Annotated in this window: 17 protein-coding genes; 10 read left to right on the top strand and 7 right to left on the bottom strand. The window is 59.7% G+C overall.

Features of this window, described 5'->3' with window-relative positions; all coding sequences use genetic code 11:
- The 4 genes from BZL43_RS05140 (at position 1) to BZL43_RS05125 (ending at position 3,621) form a co-directional block, all read left to right on the top strand.
- Positions 1–1,620 (top strand): DUF2300 domain-containing protein, encoded by a 1,620-nt coding sequence (locus tag BZL43_RS05140; protein ID WP_095631306.1) that lies wholly within the window; start codon positions 1–3, stop codon positions 1,618–1,620.
- Between the two features lie 3 nt (positions 1,621–1,623).
- Entirely contained in the window at positions 1,624–2,439 is an 816-nt protein-coding gene (locus BZL43_RS05135) for a YfaP family protein (protein WP_095631305.1), read from the top strand.
- Positions 2,440–2,758: 319 nt separating this feature from the next.
- Complete coding sequence (locus BZL43_RS05130; RefSeq protein WP_095631304.1) at positions 2,759–3,109, top strand: DUF6152 family protein; 351 nt, start codon at positions 2,759–2,761, stop codon at positions 3,107–3,109.
- Positions 3,109–3,621: a DUF6644 family protein gene (locus BZL43_RS05125; protein ID WP_095631303.1), complete on the top strand. Its 513-nt coding sequence runs from the start codon at positions 3,109–3,111 to the stop codon at positions 3,619–3,621. The genes BZL43_RS05130 and BZL43_RS05125 overlap by 1 nt, the downstream gene beginning before the upstream one ends.
- A gap of 1 nt (position 3,622) precedes the next feature.
- Here the strand turns inward: BZL43_RS05125 and BZL43_RS05120 are convergent, their stop codons facing one another.
- On the bottom strand, positions 3,623–4,411 hold the full coding sequence (locus BZL43_RS05120) for an alpha/beta hydrolase (RefSeq protein ID WP_095631302.1): 789 nt from the start codon (positions 4,409–4,411) through the stop codon (positions 3,623–3,625).
- A gap of 121 nt (positions 4,412–4,532) precedes the next feature.
- On the opposite strand from BZL43_RS05120, the gene BZL43_RS05115 reads away from it, so the two are divergent.
- Positions 4,533–5,816, top strand: a complete 1,284-nt coding sequence (locus tag BZL43_RS05115) for an NTP/NDP exchange transporter (protein WP_095631301.1) — start codon at positions 4,533–4,535, stop codon at positions 5,814–5,816.
- A 122-nt stretch (positions 5,817–5,938) separates the two neighbouring features.
- Positions 5,939–6,757: an aldo/keto reductase gene (locus BZL43_RS05110; RefSeq protein ID WP_095631300.1), complete on the top strand. Its 819-nt coding sequence runs from the start codon at positions 5,939–5,941 to the stop codon at positions 6,755–6,757.
- A 180-nt stretch (positions 6,758–6,937) separates the two neighbouring features.
- Here BZL43_RS05110 and BZL43_RS05105 read toward each other — a convergent pair whose 3' ends face one another.
- Both BZL43_RS05105 and BZL43_RS05100 read right to left on the bottom strand, forming a co-directional pair.
- The gene (locus BZL43_RS05105; protein WP_095631299.1) at positions 6,938–8,746 is read right to left on the bottom strand and encodes a DAHL domain-containing protein; all 1,809 of its coding nucleotides are present in this window, start codon (positions 8,744–8,746) and stop codon (positions 6,938–6,940) included.
- 228 nt (positions 8,747–8,974) lie between these two features.
- Positions 8,975–9,538, bottom strand: coding sequence for a GNAT family N-acetyltransferase (locus tag BZL43_RS05100; protein ID WP_095631298.1), 564 nt, complete (start codon positions 9,536–9,538; stop codon positions 8,975–8,977).
- A gap of 223 nt (positions 9,539–9,761) precedes the next feature.
- On the opposite strand from BZL43_RS05100, the gene BZL43_RS05095 reads away from it, so the two are divergent.
- Positions 9,762–10,682 (top strand): universal stress protein, encoded by a 921-nt coding sequence (locus BZL43_RS05095; RefSeq protein ID WP_095631297.1) that lies wholly within the window; start codon positions 9,762–9,764, stop codon positions 10,680–10,682.
- On the opposite strand, the gene BZL43_RS05090 is transcribed toward BZL43_RS05095, so the two are convergent.
- The gene (locus tag BZL43_RS05090) at positions 10,672–11,655 is read right to left on the bottom strand and encodes a zinc-dependent alcohol dehydrogenase family protein (protein ID WP_095631296.1); all 984 of its coding nucleotides are present in this window, start codon (positions 11,653–11,655) and stop codon (positions 10,672–10,674) included. The two genes, BZL43_RS05095 and BZL43_RS05090, sit on opposite strands and share 11 nt — an antisense overlap.
- A gap of 34 nt (positions 11,656–11,689) precedes the next feature.
- Positions 11,690–12,436 carry a cyclic nucleotide-binding domain-containing protein gene (locus BZL43_RS05085; protein WP_095631295.1) on the bottom strand — a complete coding sequence of 249 codons (747 nt, stop codon included), beginning with the start codon at positions 12,434–12,436 and terminating at the stop codon, positions 11,690–11,692.
- Between the two features lie 211 nt (positions 12,437–12,647).
- Here BZL43_RS05085 and BZL43_RS05080 point away from each other — a divergent pair, with 211 nt between their 5' ends.
- Positions 12,648–15,029, top strand: a complete 2,382-nt coding sequence (locus BZL43_RS05080; protein WP_095631294.1) for a phosphoketolase — start codon at positions 12,648–12,650, stop codon at positions 15,027–15,029.
- Positions 15,030–15,035: 6 nt separating this feature from the next.
- On the opposite strand, the gene ftsH is transcribed toward BZL43_RS05080, so the two are convergent.
- Entirely contained in the window at positions 15,036–16,862 is a 1,827-nt protein-coding gene (ftsH, locus tag BZL43_RS05075; RefSeq protein ID WP_095631293.1) for an ATP-dependent zinc metalloprotease FtsH, read from the bottom strand.
- Positions 16,863–16,889: 27 nt separating this feature from the next.
- The gene (groL, locus tag BZL43_RS05070) at positions 16,890–18,506 is read right to left on the bottom strand and encodes a chaperonin GroEL (RefSeq protein WP_095631292.1); all 1,617 of its coding nucleotides are present in this window, start codon (positions 18,504–18,506) and stop codon (positions 16,890–16,892) included.
- Between the two features lie 321 nt (positions 18,507–18,827).
- Between groL and BZL43_RS05065 the strand changes: the two genes are divergently transcribed.
- Complete coding sequence (locus tag BZL43_RS05065; RefSeq protein WP_095631291.1) at positions 18,828–19,325, top strand: BCAM0308 family protein; 498 nt, start codon at positions 18,828–18,830, stop codon at positions 19,323–19,325.
- Between the two features lie 212 nt (positions 19,326–19,537).
- The gene (locus BZL43_RS05060) at positions 19,538–20,428 is read left to right on the top strand and encodes a universal stress protein (RefSeq protein ID WP_095631290.1); all 891 of its coding nucleotides are present in this window, start codon (positions 19,538–19,540) and stop codon (positions 20,426–20,428) included.
- Positions 20,429–20,479 lie beyond the last annotated feature (51 nt).

The raw sequence follows: 20,479 nt of genomic DNA, 5'->3' as shown, positions 1-20,479 counted from the left end.
ATGACCCGGCGTCTGGTCTGGTGGTTGTTGTGTTTGCTCCCTGCGCTGGCGACCGCGCAGGACGAAGCGTTGCGCCTGGGCTTCAAGGATGAACTGCTGTCGTTGAACCGCACTCAGGTGATCGCGCGCGAGCCATTGCCTGCTGATCTGCAGACGCCGCTGGGCAGCTTGTGGAAGCTGTTTGTCTACGGCTGGCTGGTGGACACCGGCGCGCGTGAACCGGCTTATGAGTGTCGCGGGCAATCGAAGGAAGAGGTTTATTGCTGCACGGCGGGCGGCAGGATTGAGCGTGATCAGGCGTTGGTGAAGTCTTGCGGGTTGTATTTCGAGCCCGCGCGCCTGGGCATTGCCGGTGCTGAGTGGCGCGAGTATTGGCAGGCGAGACAAGCGCCAGAGTGGTTGCTGGACCTGCCGTCGTTGCAACCGCAGACCCGGGTTTCGGTGGGTGAGCTGCTGAAGGCCTTGGCCGTGATGCCGGCGCAGGATCAGGCGCGGCGGGTGTTGCTCGATGTGGTGTTGAATGCGGCTGACGGCAATGTCGTGGGCGAACTTGGGGGTCGGTTACGGGTGAAAACCTGGAGTTGGCTGGGGGATCAAGACCCTTCATCACGCCAGGGCGGGTTCGCAGGCTGGACAGCGGACGGTACGCCAATCTGGGCCGGTGGGCGCGGCACCAGTCAAATGGTCTTGCGCAATTACGGTCAGGCACTGGCGACGGTACTGCCTTCGTCCTGGCCCGCCGAGGTAGGGAAGTGCGTCGAGGTCGGTTTGTTTGCGCGGTATCCGCTCAAACGCGTGCTGTCGGGAGATCGCGTGTTGGCGCCCGGGCCTTTGCAAGGCGACTATCGCGTCGAGTTCGCCAACGGCAATCAACTCGATATCCATAGCGACGGCGAGTTGTTCCTGCTCAACGACAAACTCGTCGCCCGCCTGGACCGCGAAGAATACGTCGCCCGCGTCCTGCAGCGCGAAGCCAGACCGGAACCTGCCGAAGCCGCCAAAGCCCTGAGCGTCGCGATCCGCACCTACCTGCTGCAAAACGCCACGCGCAACGGCGCTTGCTTGAGCATCGATGACAGCAGCAGCCGACAGCGCGTCGCCCCACGCCCGGCCGCCACCGAGTCGCGCAACATCGCGGCGTGGACCAGCGATCTGGTCCTCGCCGGCAGCAACATCACTTATCACTCCGACCAACCGGGGCCGGACAAGCTCTCCTGGCAGCAAGCCGTCGAGCAGGCCAACGCCGGTCAACGCTACGACGCCATTCTGCTGCACGCATACCCACGCGCCAGCCTCAGCCGCTGGGATAACCCCGTCGCCTCCTGCGAAGCGCTTCCCGCTGCGCAAGACTGGTTGCAAAAGCAGCGTCGCGGCTGGCGTCTACGGCTGGAAAGTGAAGTCGGCTACAACGAAGTCAGCACTTTTGCCGTTTGCCGCCTGGCCTTTGGCCGTCCTTTTGTCGACCGCGAACGCCAGCGCATTTACGTGCGCGGCGTGCTGTCGCTGCAAGATCGCCTCGACCTGACCCACGAATACCTGCACCTGGCCTTCGAAGCACACCCCAACGGCCAGGATGAAACCTACATCGAAGGGCTCGCCCGCCACCTCTTGCTGGAATAGGCCATGAAACTCCGTTACCCACAGGTCCTCCTGTTCCTTTGTTCCTTTTGCGTATGGCCGACCCCGTTCGCCGCCGATAGCGCGGTCAAACTCGACACACCCATCGGCGGCTGGCGCACCGGCGCACCCCAAGGCGAAGGCGAAAGCTTTCGTCAGACGGTTAATTACCCGGCGTCCTCAGTCAACACACCGGTGGGACAGGCCAATACTGCTCGCATCACCGGTCAGATCAAGTCTGCGCCCAAGGGCAATGAGCCCGGCAAGCTGATCGTCAACGGCGTCAGCATGCCGCTGAAAATCGATCCCGCCGGCCGCTACGATCGCCCGTTCTCATTCCCCAACGGCAGCAACAGCGTTGAAGTCCGTAGCCCCGATGGGCAACAACGCCACCGCACGCAATTCCTCAACACCAGCGGCGGCGCCACCCCGGCCAAGTTGCGAGTGCTGCTGGCCTGGGACAGCGACGGCACCGACCTCGATCTGCATGTCGTCACGCCTGAAGGCGGCCACATCTGGTACGGCAACCGCGTCGCCGCCAATGGCGGCGCACTCGACGTCGACGTCACCACCGGCTACGGCCCGGAAATCTTTGCCATGCCGGCGCCGATCAAGGGCCAATACCAGGTCTACGTGAACTACTACGGTGGCGGGTATCGCAGTGATGAGCAGGGGCAGGAAGAGGCAGCGCAAGCCCTGACCACGGCGCATATCACAGTGATTACGGAGGAGGGGACGCCGAACGAGAAGATGGAAACGTTCCTGGTGCCGATGCGGGCGGTGGGGGAGTTGACGTTGGTTAAGGGGTTTAGTTATCCGTGATTAGCAGTCCTGTAGCAGCTGCCGAGCCCGCGAGGCTGCGTTCGAGGACGAAGTCCTCGCCAATCGGTGTACACGGTCCCACCTGAAGGAACCGGTTGCCTGATTTTACGACTGCTTCGCAGCCGAACGCAGGCTTCGCCAGCTGCTACAGGGAATGCGTCGGCTGGCAGCAGTGGTCGAGCCTGCTTGAGGGCGATCGATGTAGGTCACGTGTTTGCTCCCGACGATTAGCCTACGCTTTCGTCTCGCCAATGAAGAAACCTGCCAACCACCGTTGTCGTAGCCCCAGCAGCTCCAGATAAAACAGGAGAACCGCATCATGAACGTCTTGCTCAGAAGCATCGGACTGTCATCACTACTGGTGGCCACTGCGGCGTTCGCTCATCACGGCTGGAGTGAGTACGACTCCAGCAAGTCCATGCAATTGAGCGGAACCATCGAGGAGTCCGGTTATTCCCATCCTCACGGGCTCTTGCGGCTCAGAACAGCCGACAAGACGTGGACCATCGTTCTGGCACCACCCTCGCGCATGGAGAACCGCGGGCTGTCCAAAGACATGCTGAGTGTCGGTACGACGGCGACCGTGGTCGGTTATCCGAATCGAAACAAACCCGATGAACTGCGAGCAGAGCGCATCACTGTCGGCGATAAAACCACCGAGTTGCGCTGATGGACACCACAAGTGCCCGCCTGGGGACAGGTCAGGCGAGCTGGCTGGACTGGCTGGATGACTCGCAACTCGGGCTGGCCATGCGCAGTGAGTTATGGCTTTACCCGATAGTCGAGGTCGTTCATATCCTTGGCTTCGTGGTGCTGGTCGGCTCGGTGTTCATGTTCGATCTGCGGGTGCTTGGCCTGTCCAAAGATATCCCGGTGACAGCACTGGCTCGCCATCTGCTGAGATGGTCCGTTGCTGCCCTCGTGTTGATCGTACCGGCCGGTCTGATGATGTTTACGGCCCATCCCCATGATTTCGCCACCAACAATATTTTCATTTTAAAGTTGTGCCTGATCGCGACGGCGGGCCTCAACGCTGCCCTTTTTCACGTCGGTGTTTACCGTTCAGTCGGCCGGTGGAACACACGCATCGCCGCACCTGCAATCGCCAAAGTACAGGCAGTGCTCTCGATAGGCTTATGGGTCTCCGTGGTGCTGTGCGGCCGACTGTTGGCCTATACCTGACTCACAACGCCGAACCCAGCAGCTGGAGATACAGCGGGCTTTCGGATATCGAATTGTGGCCCGTGCCCGGTATCACCTGCAGCGTGGCCACGCCTTGGGCGAAATGTGTGTAAAGGCGCTCCGTGCTTGAACGCGGTATGACTTCGTCGTGCTCGGCGGCAATCAACAGCGTCGGTACGGTGATGTGAGCGGCGTATTTCCAGGATTGGAACCTGTCCCGCAGCAGCCACTTCACCGGGAACCCGCGGAACTGGCGGGCGGCGAGGTCTTCAAGGCTGTTGTAGGGCGTGATCAGGATCAGCCGCGAGGCCGGGCGTTGGCTGGCCAGGCGCACGGCGACGCCCGAACCCAGGCTGCGCCCGACTACGGCGATAGTGGGGTGAGTGTTGTAGACAAAGTCAAACAAGGTCATGGCATCGCGCTGAATCGCCTCTTCGGAGGGCGATCCGGAACTGCCACCGTAGCCGCGGTAATGCAGCAAATAGATCGCATGATCGGCAAAGGCCCGGGAAAAATCGGGCAGATTGCGGGAAACGTCCTCGGCATTGCCACCAAAGTAGATCAACGCTTTCGGGCCGTCATGCGGCCTGACGGTCACCAGCACTTGCGCATCGGCAACCTGCAACGTCAGCAGCGTTTCGGGCGCGTCGATCGCGCGGGGTTGCGGGTAGTAAATCAGGGCACGCTGAAATACGAACAGCGTGGCACAGAGCACCAGGTAGGCAACGACAACGAATGCGAAGAGGGACATCAGGGGGCGCGACATTCGGCTAAGTTTAGTGAACGACATGGACTGCTCTGGCCTGACGACGGCTATCGCTTGAGCGCTGTCAGAGTGTAGTACATCGATAGTGGCGGTATGGGAGCGCACCGATGTCCGAGATTCGACGCTTGTATTCGGGCGCCGTCCCATGACGGCCACCGACGCGCTGAAATGGGTCAAGGTTCTGCCGTCCGAACGAACGGCTCTGGTGTTGGGTTTCGCCTTCCATTTCTGCGTGCTTGCCAGTTATTACCTGGTGCGGCCTTTGCGCGATGCCTTGGGGCTGGAGGGCGGTGCCGACAAGTTGCAGTGGTTGTTCACCGCCACTTTCGTGGTGATGCTGCTGATGGTGCCGCTGTTCGGCGCGCTGGTTTCGCGGCTGCCTGCCATGCGTTTCGTGCCGCTGATCTATCGCTTGATCGCCTTGTCGATGCTGGTGTTTGGCGTGCTGATCGCTCAGCGCATTGCGCCGGTGACCGTTGGGCGGGTGTTTTTCGTCTGGATCAGCATCTACAACCTGTTCATCGTTTCGATTTTCTGGAGCGTGCTGGTGGACCGCTTCTCCAGCGAGCAAGGGCGACGGCTGTTCGGCTTTATCGCGGCGGGAGGCACCCTGGGCACGTTCATCGGGCCGCTGCTGGCCGCGACCATGGCCACCCATTTGGGGCCGGTGGCGTTGACCGTTGCGGCGGCCATGCTGCTGGAATGTGCGGTGCGCTGTTATCGGGCGCTGTTGTCGCGCACCACATCGCAGTCTGGCAGTCGCTGGCTGGATGAGCGGCGCATGGGCGGCAGCATGTTGGCCGGAATCACACTGATCCTGCGCTCGCGCTATCTGATGGGGCTGGTGCTGTTCATGTTGTTGCACACCAGTGCCGCGACGTTGCTGTATTTCGAACAGGGAAGGATCGTCGCTGGCAGCTATGCTGATGTGGCCAGCAGGACGCAATTCTTCGCCGTCGTCGATTTGATCGTGTCGGCGCTGACGTTGCTGTTTCAACTGCTGCTGACCGCGCCATTGATCCGCCTGGTCGGTATCGGCGGGGCGTTGCTGGCGTTGCCGTTGGCGACGATTGTGGCGTTTGGCGCCATGGCTCTGGCGCCCGTGCCGGCAACCGTCGCGCTGGCGCAAGGGCTGCGCCGCGCCGTGGAGTTCGCCATCGTGCGCCCGGCGCGAGAAGTGTTGTGGACGGTGGTGAGCCGCGAGGAAAAGTACAAGGCCAAGAATGTGATCGAAACCCTGGTGTATCGCGGCGGTGATGCCGCCAGTGGCTGGCTCTCCGCCGGGTTGACCGCGCTGGGCGCGGGGTTTGCTCTGGTGGCGGTGGTGATCGTGCCATTCGCCGGGCTGTGGGGCTGGTTATGTCTGTGGCTGGCCAGACGCCAGGAGCAAAGGGCGAGCATGAATGAACAGCCAGGGGGAATTCCATGACCGGTCCTGCTGTCTTCACGCGTAGAAGACTACTTACGCTGGCTGCCGGTGTTTCGGCGGTCTTCACCTTCGACCGGGCCTTTGCTGCATCGGTGCCGTCGACGGAAACAGGAGGCAAGAACATGCTGACCCGAGCCATTCCTTCCAGCAACGAGCCGTTACCCATGGTCGGGTTGGGCACCTATCGCGGCTTTGATGTCGCGCCGTCCGACGCCGCTTACAAGCAACTGCCCGCGGTGCTCAGTGCATTGTTCGAGAAGGGCGGCACGGTGATTGACAGCTCACCGATGTATGGGCGCGCCGAGCAGACGACCGGTGAATTGCTGTCGATCCATCGGCCTCGTTCGCCTGCGTTTCTGGCCACCAAGGTCTGGACCCGTGGTCGCGAAGAAGGCATCGCGCAGATGGAACAGTCGTTCAAGCTGTTGCAGACCGACCGTATCGACCTGATGCAGATTCACAACCTGCTGGACTGGAAAACCCACCTGCCCACCTTGCGCCAATGGAAGAAAGAAGGGCGCATCCGTTACATCGGCATCACTCATTACACGGCGTCGGCGTATGACGAAGTGGAGGCCGTGTTGAAAGCCGAGCCGATGGACTTTTTGCAGATCAACTATGCCCTGGACGACCGCGGCGTCGAGAAGCGCATCCTGCCGCTGTGTCGCGAACGCGGTGTGGCGGTGATCTGTAATCGGCCGTTTGGCGGCGGTGGCTTGCTCACTCGATTGAAAGGCACACCGCTGCCGGGGTGGGCTGCGCAAGTGGAGGTCAATAGCTGGGCGCAATTGGCGCTCAAGTTCCTGTTGGCTCATCCGGCGGTCACCTGTGTCATTCCAGGCACGAGCAACCCGCGCTACATGGCGGAAAACGCTGGTGCCGGTTTTGGCCCGATGCTCACGGATGCGCAGCGTCAACAGTTGATGGCGTTGGTGAGGTAGGCCCGTTGGCGAATAACGCATCTGTAGCAGCTGGCGAAGCCTGCGTTCGGCTGCGCAGCAGTCGTGAAATCGGGCACTGCTGTTCGTCAGGCACACCGCGCATTCAGGGTTTACGACTGCTGCGCAGCCGAACGCAGGCTTCGCCAGCTGCTACAAGGAGTGCGTCGCTGCTGAAGTGGCTTAACTGACTGACATTCCAGCTGCCGGCAATGCGTCGGCAGTCTCCAGCGGAATCTCCAGGGTGAAAACCGCTCCGTGACCCGGTCCGTCGCTATGGACGCGAAGATGCCCGTTCATCTCCACCGCCGCGAGCGCACAACTGTGCAGGCCAAAACCGTGGCCTTCCTTGCGCGTGGTGAAGCCGTGATTGAAGATGCGGGTCATGTTCTCGGGGGCGATCCCTTCGCCCTGATCTTCCACGCTGAGGCGCAGCGTTACGTTATCGACGATCTTGATGCCCAGCGTCATATGGCGCTGACGGTCGCTGATCTTGGACATCGCATATTTGGCATTGCTGATCAGGTTGATCAGGATCAACAGCAGTCGGTGTTTGTCGCCGATGATCGTCGGCGTGTCCTGGTAGTCCTTGGTGACGACGACATGGTGCCGACTCAACGCGCCGGAGTTCATGCGTAACGCATCCTCGAACAGATCGACGACGCTCAACGGCTCAACCAGCCTGGCGGCCCCGGCATAGGCCTGTTGAGTAGACACGATGTCCTTGATGTGATCGATGCTGTTGGTGAGTTGTGACAGTTCATCAACGATGCTCGATTGCTCGGCCGCGATGGAGTCGACCAGTTGATTGAGGTAACCGCGAAGCAGTTTGCCTTTTTCATCGAAGGTCATGAATTGCCCCAGGTCTTCGGCATGCTCGTTCATCATGTTGACTGCTTTACCCAGGCCCAGGGTTTTGCTGACCGCCAATTTGCGGGTAATCAAATCTGCGGAGACGTTAACGCTGTTCAGTACATTGCCAACGTTGTGCAACACATTGGTTGCGATCTCTGCCATGCCGGCCATTCGTGCGGCATCGACCAGTTCGCGCTCGGCTTCGAGCAATTCGCGGGTGCGTTCCTCGACGCGTTGCTCCAACCGCTCGTTTGCCGTCTGTAACTCGTTGTTCATCTTGTTGATCACGGCATAACTGCGAATCAGGCGGCCGGCCAGATACAACAGCAGCAGCGCCATGATGCCGGCGCATATTCCCAGATAAAGATGATATTGGCGATATGTCGCACCGGCGCGCCGTTGTGTCTCGTTCAATAACTCGTTGATGCTGTCCAGTTGCTGTGCGACCGGAATCACACTGATGCGATCCAGCAGGTCATTGACGATGGGCTGTTCTCGAACAATGGCATTCACATGTTCGACAAATGCGGTAAAAGGCTGGCGCCGATCAAGGGGCAGTTGACCGATGTATTCGTTGAGTTCGTTCAGTTGACGGGCGATCTCGTCGGCTTTGTTACGGGATACATAAAGAGCGTACTCAAGGGTTGCCAATGTGAGATCGAATACGTTTGAGGCGGCGATCACATCCTGGTGGCTGTTCTTGTCCAGCAATGCCTGAATGTCATCTTCCTGTTCGGGCAGGGCATCCAGTGAAGTTCGCAATACCGTGTTGTGCTGTTTGAATTGCTCGACCAATCGGGTTTTGTTTTCCACTGCATCCAGATACCCCTGGCGTCGCGATTGCCAAAGGTTCGAAAGCGGGCCGGCAGCGTTGAGGTCGTCGAGCTGCTGCCATCGTTGCTCTGCTTCAGGATGCGCCACCAGAAGCAGATTGTTGTTCATGCCGATTTTTGCTCTCAGAATTTTCACGTTCCAGTTGGCATCGAACTGCTTGAGTTGGCGAACGAAATCGCGCGACTCGAAGTAGGTCGATGTGTCATGGGAATAGGATTTGATCAGCAAGAATATCAATACACTGAAAAGGGTCAGCGCAATGGCGCCCAGGGCCGTCCATTTGTAATGATTGGAAAGCTTCATTGCGGCATTCCTCCCCAGGCCATCTTGAGAGAGAGGTTTTGCCAACGGTCAATGATTTCCATTTTTGCGCTCCCTGCAAAATGGCGATAATCACCACATTGTTTGTAAGCCTAGCGTTGTTGGTGGACACCGTTGAAAAAAACACCGAATGGCAAGGCGCCCCCTTTGTGACAGCCCTGAATGTTGAAACGCCCCCGGGCGGATTCAATGACGCCCAGGGGCGTTGTTTTACAGAGAGAGGCTATGGATGACCTGACGACTGTCATCGGGGTCGTGACGGGTCTCAAAGCCCAAGCCTTTGGCCAAATCGCGCATGGGGGCATTGTTGGCGGCGTCGATGGAATACATCTGACGGAAACCATTCCTGCGCGCGGCCTTGATCAGATGCTCCATCAGCGCCGTGCCCAGGCCCAGATGCTGGTATTCATCGGCGACCGTCACGGCGCATTCACACTCGTTGTCGGAGGTGGCGGCATAGCGGCTGATACCGATTTCAACCAGTTTGCCGTTGTCGTGGATCAGCGCGATGTAAGCCAACCGCTTCTTGCCGTCGACATCCATCAACTGGTCGAGCATGGCCGTGCCGGGCTCATTGACTTGCGCCAGAAAGCGCATATGCCGCGATTCCGGGGACAGGTGCTTGATAAAGGCGTATTCACGCTCCCGGTCTTTTTCTTTCAGCGGCCGGATCAGCACATGGCGCCCGTCTTTGAGCGCTTCAATCCAGTACTGTCCGGAGACGGCGGCGTAGACGGCGGCCGCTCGGTCATTGTGGTCTTTAACAGTGAGCATGATGCAATCCTCCATCCGGGTTGAAAGGCTCTCGTGTGGCAACCAACCACGCGGTTCCTTTCTTTTTACGCCACTGGCATCCCTTGAATCTGATCTGGATCAGACACTCGTGACAGGCAGGCTCAAACGCTGGCATCTGATGTAAATCAACCGGGGCAGGGGATAACGAGCGCAGTCTGGGAACATACCGGCGCTTTGGACCGGCACCGAATCGAGGTGTGTGATGGGTCACTATCAACGGGTGTTGCTGATCGCCGACCGAACCTTGTACCAATCTCCGGCCTTGCAGCGCGCCGCTGCCCTCGCCAAGGTCAGCGGCGCGATTCTGGATGTGCGGGCGTTCATTGAACCGGCCCCGATCATCCATTTGTGGGAAGAAAAAACCGATGAGGCGGCGTACCAGCGCTATCTGCGCCGATATCGCCGCTGGATGGCGGAAGAAATTCAGCGCCTCAGCGGTGAGGGGCTGAAAGTGAGCGTGGAAGTGGTCTTCACCACTCATCCATTGCTGGACATCCTGAGGTGCGTCGAAGATCTCAAGCCCGACCTGCTGGTCAAGGATGTCACGCTGGAGCCGCTGCTCAAGCGCGTGTTCGTCACCCCTCTGGATTGCCACCTGCTGCGCGAATGCCAAGTGCCGGTGCATCTGGTCAATCAGGCCCGTCATGCTTTGCCGCACCGGATCGTGGCGGCGGTGGACCCGTTCGACCCCTCGACGCAAATCAGCGGCCTCAACGACACCATCATTCAATCGGCGAATGCACTGGCCCTGCAATGCGATGCACCGCTGCATCTGTTGTACGCGTATGACTTGTCGGCGGCCTTCAATGGCGATGTGCCCCTGGTCAGTGGCGGGTGGAACGTAGACTTAGTGGAGGAATTGCGGCAATCCCTGCACCAGGCGTTTGTCAGCCTGGCCGATCGCTATGGCGTGCCACCGGAGCGCCGGCATTTCATCATGGGCCTGCCGGCGCCGGTACTGAGTGAGTTTGTCGAGGAATATCTGGTCGATGTGGTGGTGATGGGCACCGTGCATCGAACGGGGTTCGATCGATTGATTGGTAGCAACACGGAGCGAGCGCTTTACTCGGTGCCGGGTAGCATTCTGGCGGTCAAACAGCCGGGATCGCGTGTCAGGGGATGAGCACAATCGCGCCTTTGACCTGACCGGCCCGCAGGCTTGCCAGTGCCTGATTGGCATCGTCCAGGGCGAAACAGGTCACATCGCTGTGGACAGGCGTATGACGCAGCTCTGCAAAAAACGCCGTGCCGTCCTCGCGGGTCAGGTTTGCCACTGAACGGACACTGCGTTCGCCCCATAACAGGCGATAGGGGAAGCTGGGGATGTCGCTCATGTGGATGCCCGCGCAAATCACACAGCCACCCTTGACGGTGGCTTCCAGCGCCAACGGCACCAGCGCACCGACGGGGGCGAAGATCAGGCTGGCATCGAGCGGGTGCGGCGGCGGTTGATCCGAGGGACCAGCCCATTCGGCGCCCAGGGTTCGGGCATAGGCCTGACCCTCGCTGTCGCCCGGTCGGGTGAAGGCATACACCTGCTGCCCCCGGCCCCGTGCTACCTGAATCGCCAGATGCGCCGCCGCGCCGAAGCCATAAAGACCCAGATGATGCGCCCCTTTGGCCATTTGCAAGGCGCGAAAACCGATCAGCCCGGCACACAGCAGCGGTGCGGCTTCGGCGGCCGAGAGCGCGTCCGGGATGGGGAAACAGAAATGGGCGTCGGCAACGGTGAACTCGGCATAGCCGCCATCCAGGTGACAGCCGGTGAACCGGGCGCGATCGCAGAGGTTCTCCCGGCCCGAGCGGCAGAATGTGCACTCACCGCACGTCCAGCCGAGCCAGGGAACGCCGACGCGCTTGCCCACCCAGTCGGGTGCAACGTTGGCCCCCACCGCCGTCACTTCACCGACGATTTCATGGCCCGGCACCCGCGGCAGCACCGCTTGCGGCAATTCACCGTCCACCAGATGCAGGTCGGTGCGGCACACGCCACAGGCCAGGACTTTGATTAACAGCTGGTGCGCGTCAGGGCTGGGGATAGCGCGCTCTTCCCGTTGCAGTGGCTGGCCGGGGGCATGCAAAACCATGGCGCGCATGACGATTCTCCAAAAGCCGATGCACCTGGGGGTGTCAGGTAGGCGACTGTCGGTGACAGCCGGCGACCAATTGCTTGAGCCCATCCAGATTCAGGACTTTGACGTTACGCCCGCAAATCTCGACCAATTCCAGATCCCGCAGATGAGCGATGCCCCGACAGATGGTTTCCAGGCGCAGGCCCAGGTACGAACCGATCTCTTCGCGGCGCATCTTCAGCACGAAGTCGCTGGACGAGTACCCGCGAATGCTCAGCCGTTGCGACAGGTTCAACAGAAAGGCCGCCAGGCGTTCATCGGAGTTCATGTTGCCCATCATCATGAGCAAGTTGTGATCACGCACGATCTCCCGGCTCAGGAGCTTGTTCATGTTGTGTTGCAGTGAGGGCAGTTCGTGGGCGAGTTTCTCCAGTTGTGCGTAGTGCAGGGGGCAGACTTCACTGTCCTCCAGGGCAAAAGCACTGCAGGCGTGCCGATCGTCACTGATGGCATCCAGGCCGAGCATCTCGCCGGGTATCTGAAAACCGGTCACTTGCTCGCGGCCGTCGACCGACAGCATGCTGGTCTTGAATGAACCGATACGTACCGCATACAGCGAACGCAACGGATCACCGGCCCGGTACAGGGCTGCGCCTTTTTTAACCTTTACCCGCTGAACGATCAGGGTATCCAGCCGCTCGACCTCCTGGCCGGTCAAGCCGATCGGCAGGCACAACTCCAGGACGCTGCAGTTGGAGCACGCGGCCTTCAGATAATGATGTTGATATGGCCGTATTTCGGGCATCGCCGTAGCCCCCTGACAGTGGGGTAAAGGATAGTTCGAATCGCAACTTCAATCGGGCGTTTACAAAGGCAATCGACGAGCGGGAAAAGGCTCTCTCTCATCGAGACGGGGCGGCCGGGGCAAGACTTGATGTAAATCAAGTCTTGCGCGTTGCAGACTCCCAGAATTGGCGCATGTTTATCGGTATACCGAGCCCCTCGCGGAGAACGTCATGAACGATTTTTTGAGTGCCGAGCAACTGGAAGGACTGGATGCCTACTGGCGGGCCTCCAATTATCTGGCGGTGGGGCAGATCTACCTCAAGGACAACCCGCTGATGAAGGAGCCGCTGACACTGGCGCATGTCAAGCCACGGCTGCTGGGACACTGGGGTACGACGCCGGGGTTGAACCTGATCTACACGCACCTCAACCACCTGATCACGACCCACGACCTGAACATGATCTTCATCGCCGGCCCCGGGCATGGCGGCCCGGCGGTCGTGGCCCAGACCTACATGGAAGGGACGTACACCGAATTCAACCCGTCGGTGGGGTGCAACACCAACGGTCTGACCCGACTGTTTCGGCAGTTTTCCTGGCCCTACGGCATTTCCAGCCATGTTTCAGCGCAGATTCCGGGGTCGATCCATGAAGGCGGCGAACTGGGCTATAGCCTGGCCCATGCCTACGGCGCCGCGTTCGATAATCCGGATTTGATGGTGGCGTGTGTCATTGGCGACGGCGAGGCCGAAACCGGGACGTTGGCGGCCAGCTGGCACTCCAACAAGTTCCTCAACCCGGCGCGTGACGGGGCGGTGCTGCCGATTTTGCATCTGAACGGGTACAAAATCGCCAACCCGACCGTACTCTCCTGCATCAGCGAGGAAGAGTTATCGGCCTTGATGTATGGCTATGGCTACGACCCGTATTTCGTCGAGGGCGATGATCCGGCAGAGGTTCATCAAGCGCTGGCCAAAACGCTGGACACCATGGTGCTGGAGATTCGGGAAATTCAGCGGATCGCGCGCCAACGGCCGCAAACCCGGACACCGGAACGGCCTTTATGGCCGATGCTGGTGTTACGCACGCCCAAGGGCTGGACCGGGCCGACATTCGTCGATGGTCGTCGGGTCGAAGGCACCTGGCGCGCGCATCAAGTCCCGCTGGCCGATTTCCAGCAACACACGCATTTGCGCCAATTGGAGGAATGGCTCTACAGCTACCGACCTGACGAGCTATTTGACGCCAATGGCACCTTGCTGCCCGAAATCGCTGCCCTGGCGCCGACCGGCCACCGGCGAATGAGCGCCAATCCCCACGCCAACGGTGGGCTGCTGTTGCGATCGCTGGAGCTGCCGCGGTTCACCGATTATGCGGTGAATGTCGAGGTTCCCGGTGGTCTGCGTGCAGAAGCCACACGGGTGCTGGGAACATTTTTGCGAGATGTGATGAAAGCCAACCTGGCGTCGAGCAATTTTCGTCTGTTCGGTCCGGACGAAACCGCCTCGAACCGTCTGGATGCAATGTATGAAGTCAGCCTCAAGGCATGGATGGAGCCGCTGGGCGTCGACGACGTCAATCTGGCGGCCGATGGCCGGGTGATGGAGATTCTGAGCGAACAGGTGTGCGAAGGCTGGCTCGAAGGCTATTTGTTGACGGGCCGGCATGGGCTGTTTTCCTGTTACGAGGCGTTCATCCACATCGTCGACTCGATGTTCAACCAGCATGCCAAATGGCTGAAAACCGCCGCTGAAGTGCCATGGCGCAAACCCATTGCCTCGCTCAACTATTTGCTCACGTCCCATGTCTGGCGCCAGGACCATAACGGCTTTTCCCATCAGGACCCGGGGTTCATTGATCTGGTGGCGAACAAGACCGCGGACGTGGTCCGGATCTATCTGCCGCCCGACGCCAATTGCCTCTTGTCGGTGGCCGATCATTGCCTCAGAAGCCGCAATTACGTCAACGTGATCGTGGCCGGCAAGCAACCGGAGTGGCAATGGCTGAATATCGATGCGGCGATTCGTCATTGCCAGGTCGGCATCGGACGGTGGGACTGGGCCTGCCAGGACGATAGCGACCCCGACGTGGTCATGGCCTGTGCCGGCGACGTGCCGACCCTGGAAACCCTGGCCGCGGTCACCTTGCTGCGCGAATACGTGCCGGATTTGCGGGTGAGGGTGATCAATGTCGTCGACCTGATGGTCCTGCAACCGTCGTACCACCATCCCCATGGTTTGCCGGACAACGCATTCGATGAACTGTTCACCGTCGACCGGCCCGTGATTTTCGCCTTCCACGGCTATCCCGCGCTGATCCACCGACTGCTGTACAAGCGCACCAATCACGAAAATTTTCATGTTCGCGGCTTCAAGGACGAGGGGGCGACCACCACACCGTTCGACATGGCGGTGCTCAATAACCTGGACCGATATCAGCTGGCGCTGGATGTCATCGAGCGCGTGCCCCGGCTGCACGATCAGCTCCAGACTGCCCGGGCGCGTTACTGGGCGACGATGGAGAAGCACAAGCTTTATCTCATCGAACACGGGCAAGACATGCCCGAAGTGATGCAGTGGCAATGGACGCCGACGCCGGATAACCGGGCTTGATGGGGATCACAGTTTCGGTAATGCCGGGGCCGGCTTGAGCGGCATCAGTGGCGGGAATTCCTCAGGGGTGAGGGTTTCCTTTTCCAGCAACAGGCGGGCCCCCTCATCCAGGTCGGCCCGACGACTTTGCAGCAATGCCTTGGCCCGTTGGTAGGCTTCATCGAGCAGGGCGCGAATACCCAGGTCGATTTCCCGGGCGGTCTGCTCCGAATAATCCTTCTCGCCCACCGTGGCCATGCGGTCTCCCAGGTACGTTGGGTTTTGCCGCTCCAGCACCGATTGTCCGAGTTCGGCGCTCATGCCGAACCGGGTGATCAGTTGCCGGGCGATATCGGTCGCACGGACAAGATCATCGGCGGCCCCGGTAGAAATCTGGCCGTAGACCAGGTCTTCGGCGGCACGTCCGGCCATCAGCACGACAATCCGGTCCTTGAGCGTCTGGCAACTGATCAGGAAGTGATCCTCGGTCGGTCGCTGCAGGGTATAGCCGAGCGAGCCGATGGCGCGGGGCACGATCGACACTTTATGCACCGGGTCCATCGCCGGCAGCGTACTGGCGGCCAGGGCATGCCCCATTTCGTGATAGGCCACCACCCGGCGCTCGTCGGGATCGAGCAGGCTGCTCTTGCGTTCGAGCCCCGCGATGAGGCGCTCCACCGCTGCGGTGAAATCGTTCAGGCTAACCGCTTCGGCGCCGCGTCGAGTGGCGACGATGGCCGCTTCGTTAACCAGATTGGCCAGGTCGGCGCCGGTGAAACCAGTGGTGATCTCGGCGATACGCGCACCATCGAGCCCTGGCTCCACAATGACTTTTTTGAGATGGACCTTGAGGATGGCCTCCCGACCTTTGCGGTCAGGGCGGTCGATCAGAATCTGCCGGTCGAAGCGCCCGGCCCGCAACAACGCCGGATCGAGAACCTCCGGCCGGTTGGTCGCGGCCAGCAACACCACGCCCTCGCGCGGATCGAAGCCATCCAGCTCGGCCAGTAACTGGTTGAGGGTCTGTTCCTTTTCGTCATTGCCGCCCAGCGTACCGACGCCGCGCATCTTGCCCAGCGCGTCCAGTTCATCGATGAAGATGATACAGGGCGCCGCCTGCCTGGCCTGCTCGAACAGGTCGCGGACCCGGGCGGCACCGACGCCGACGAACATCTCGACGAACTCGGAACCGGAGATCGAAAAAAACGGCACACCGGCTTCACCGGCAATGGCTTTGGCCACCAGGGTCTTGCCGGTGCCTGGCGGGCCAACCAGCAAGGTGCCCTTGGGAATGTGCGCGCCCAGGCGTGCGTATTTGGCCTTGTCCTTGAGGAACGAGACGATCTCCACCAGCTCGGCCTTGGCTTCGTCGATGCCCGCGACATCGGCGAAGGTGACCCCGGTGTCGCGTTCGACAAACACCTTGGCCCGGGATTTACCGACATTCATCAGCCCGCCAAGGCCTTGTTTGTCCGCCATCCCGCGAAACAGGAAATGCCAGAACACCATAATCAGGACAAACGGCAACAACCAGCCCAACAGGCTGTTCATAAAGGTATTTTCAGTGACTCCGGTAAAACCGACGCCCGATTGAGAGAGTTCGGTCGCCAGCGCCGGATCGACTCGCACGGTGGAGAACCGTTCGCGTCCGTCGATGGGCTCATGCAACTTGCCGCTGATCTGGTCCTTATCGACCCGCAAATCACTGACTTTTTGCTCGTTCAACAGTTGCAGAAACTGGCTGTACGGGAGGGGCTGCACGGCCTGGCGCTCGCCAAAGAATATCTGCATGAGGCTCAGCACGATAAAAGCGATCGCGAAGTAGGACAGGTTCCACTGCTCGTTCTTTTTCATGGCCTTGGGCTACTCACGTCATGCCGATCATTCAGGAAACGGTGGCTGGGCAGGAGATTCCTTTTGCTCAATGTCAGTCAGGGTCGCCTCGGTAAGCAGCAAAATACTGGCCACTGAGACGGCATTTTCAAGGGCGATGCGCACCACCTTGGTCGGATCAATGATACCGGCTTCGTACATGTCGACATAACAATTGGCAGACGCATCGAAGCCAGTGTTTCCCGGTTCCGCGAGCATGCGCGCAACGACCACGCCGGCATCCACCGCCGAGTTCTCGGCGATGATCCGGGCCGGCGCTTCCAGGGCACGGCGAAGAATCTGCAGCCCAGTCTTGACGTCCCCCTCGTGGTTGGCCTCCTCGGCCGCGATAATCGGCACAGCCTTGAGCAGGGCCAGGCCGCCGCCGGGAACAATGCCTTCGGCAATTGCCGCGCGGGTCGCTGAAATCGCATCATCCAGGGCATCTTTACGTGCCTTCATCTCGGCTTCGGAAGGGGCTCCGACCCGGATCACCGCGACTCCGCCAGAGAGCCTGGCCAGTCGCTCTTGAAGTTTTTCACGGTCGTAATCGCTGGTGGTACTGTCCATTTGCGCACGGATCTGCTGCAGACGCGCCTCGATAGCCTCGCGTTTACCCGCCCCCCCGATCAGCGCCGTGCTGTCTTTCTGCACAACGACCCGATGCGCTCGTCCCAACTGGCTCAATTCGACCTGTTCGAGGTTGATGCCCGTTTCATTGGATATCACGGTTGCACCGGTCAGAACCGCAATGTCCTGGAGCATTTCCTTGCGTCGATCACCGAAGCCTGGCGCCTTGATCGCCACCGCCCGCAATACGCCCCGAATCTGATTGACCACCAGCGTGGTCAACGCTTCACCTTCTATGTCGTCTGCGATCAGGACCAGCGGTTGTCCACTTTTGGCGATTAACTCTAACAATGGAAGCAGGTCTTTGAGTGCGCCGATTTTATAATCACAGAGCAGCAGGTAGGCATCATCGAGTTCGACTTGCATCTTCTCTGCGTCCGTCACGAAGTAGGGCGAGACATAACCACGGTCCAAGCGCATCCCTTCCATCACGTCGACCACTGTTTCAGTGGTCTTGGACTCCTCGACACTGACCACACCTTCAATGCCGACCTTCTCCAGAGCGTCGGCAACCAGCTGACCGATGACAGCGTCGTTATGCGCCGAAAGCGTGGCGACCTGGATCTTTTCCTTTGGTGTGCTGACCGGGCGCGATTGGGCGACCAGCGATTGCATGACCAGAGCAAGCCCGCGGTCCATACCGCGTTTCAGGTCGATTGCACTGGCACCCGCGACGACGTTGCGTATTCCGTCAGCCAGGATTGCGTGGGCCAGAATCGTTGATGTACTGGTCCCGTCTCCTACCGCCTCGCTGGTGCGCTCCGCCGCCTGACGCAGCATCTGGGCACCCAGGTTCTCCTCGGGATCCAGCAGGTCGATCCGTTTGGCAATCGTCACGCCATCATTGCAGACCGTCGGATTACCCCATTTATTCTGAATCAACACCGATTTCGATTTCGGCCCAAGGGTCACTCGAACCGCGTCCGCCAACTGTGTTGCCCCGCACAGGATTTTCTCGCGAGCGGCAGCACGAAACAGGATTTTGGTGTGAGCCATCAGGTTGCTCTCCTGAGCAGTTCTACAACAAGTATGTCCTTGCAGCTTCTATGAAGTAACCCGTGCGGCGTTGACTTTTATCAACAAAGTCACAACCTTGCCGCCCCCTCGAATGCCAGTATACGGAGCACCCTCCGCACGGATGACCGACCGTCGGTTGTTGGCACGAATTGACAATTATCAACCTGTGCAACGAGGAACCGGGTCCAAATGAAATCTTGAAATTCACGGTGTTTTCAGTGGGTGCCGCGGGAAGAGGGGCGATTTGAAAACACGGCTTCGCGTGGGATTTTTATCCAGGACATTTGTGAGGAAAAGACCATGGACAAGTATCAGCAGAGTCAAAAAAACAAGCTGTTCAAAACCCCGGCGCATGATCCGTATTGTTTGCCGCGAGTCGAAGGTTCTGCCATCTGCTCGCAGTGTGGAGCCGCTTATCAGGCGGGTAACTGGACCTGGAAGATTCCTGAAAACACGGTGATTCATGACGCGCAATCGATGATCTGCCCTGCATGCCGGCGTATCAGTGACAGCAAGCCTGCCGGTACGCTGACGCTATCGGGCAGCTTCTTGCTTGAGCATCTGAATGAAATCATCAACCTGATCAAAAATACCGAGGAACAGGAAAAAGCGGAGCATGCCCTGGAGCGCCTCATCAGCCTGACCGACTCGGACGGTGCGCTGATTGTGACCACCACCGGTATCCATCTCGCGAACCGCCTGGGTCATGCAATTGAAGCGGCTTTCAAAGGACATGCCGATTATCAGTACAACGATGACGAGTACGGGCTGAGCGTCAGCTGGACTCGTGACGAATAAAACCAGCAGGTGCGCACGAACTGCTATCGCTTCCAGGCTGAGTGATGCGGGCAGCCTGCCTTGGCGCAGGTATTTGATCTATATCAACGCCAGGGAGACCCCGACGGAGGAGTCTGAAGTTAACGCTGGTGCTTGACCCAGCGAGCATGCAACGGCTGCCTTCCGCAACAGGCAGTGCAGGCGTTGAAAAGCCACCTGTCTGGAGTCAGCTCATGAGCCAGTATCAACGGTTATTACTGATCATCAACCCGGCCCTGCGCCACTCGCCTGCAATACATCATGCAGCGGCCCTGGCCAAGGCCAGCGGGGCAACGTTGCACATAGTTGCCTTGATAAAGTCATTGGACATTCTGTCGCTGCTGGAAGAGGGCGTGCGGGAAACGGCTCGGGAGGGCTACCTGCAGGATCATCGCGATTGGCTGCAGAGTCAGGCAAAAAATATCCGTGGTCGGGGGATCGAAGTGACGACGGAGGTGGCCTGGGCCGATGACCTGCAGCAGGACATTCTTGATCACGTCACGGAAATGCAGCCCGACCTGTTGATCAAGGAAGTTCAGCATGAGTCAGCGCTCAAGCGCGCGCTCTTCACTCCTCAGGATTGGCACCTGCTGCGCCACTGTCCGATTCCGGTCTATCTGGTGGGCGCCAGTGGCCATGCCTTGCCGCGCAAGGTGGTGGCGGCGGTTGATGCTAGCGATACCGACCCTTCAGACAGCGAGCTGAATGAGCGGATTATCCAGCAGGCTACCGGGCTCGCGTTGCAGTGCGATGCCGAGTTGCATCTGCTGTACGCCTGCGACACTTCGACAGACTATCTGGGGGATATGGGCGGTGGCGGTCTGACGCTGTTGGAACTGACCAGGCAGATGCGTAAAACCCTGGAGAAATCGTTTCTCAAGTTGGCCGGTCGATACGGTGTGCCGTCTGACCGTCGGCATTTCATCCTGGGACATCCCGTCTCGGCGCTGAGTGAGTTCGCCTTTGAGCAACACGTGGATGTGATCGTGATGGGCAGGGTCCAGTCTCACGGCTTGAACAAGCTTGTGGGCAGCACGACCGAACATATCCTGTATCAGGTGCCTTGCAGCGTTCTGGCCGTCTAAGGGCGGACCGGCATCATTGAAGTTGGCCACTGGCTGTGAGCAATAGCCCTG

Source organism: Pseudomonas sp. PICF141, assembly GCF_002286815.1.
Taxonomy (GTDB): Bacteria; Pseudomonadota; Gammaproteobacteria; order Pseudomonadales; family Pseudomonadaceae; genus Aquipseudomonas.
This window is presented reverse-complemented; position numbering and strand designations above follow the sequence as displayed.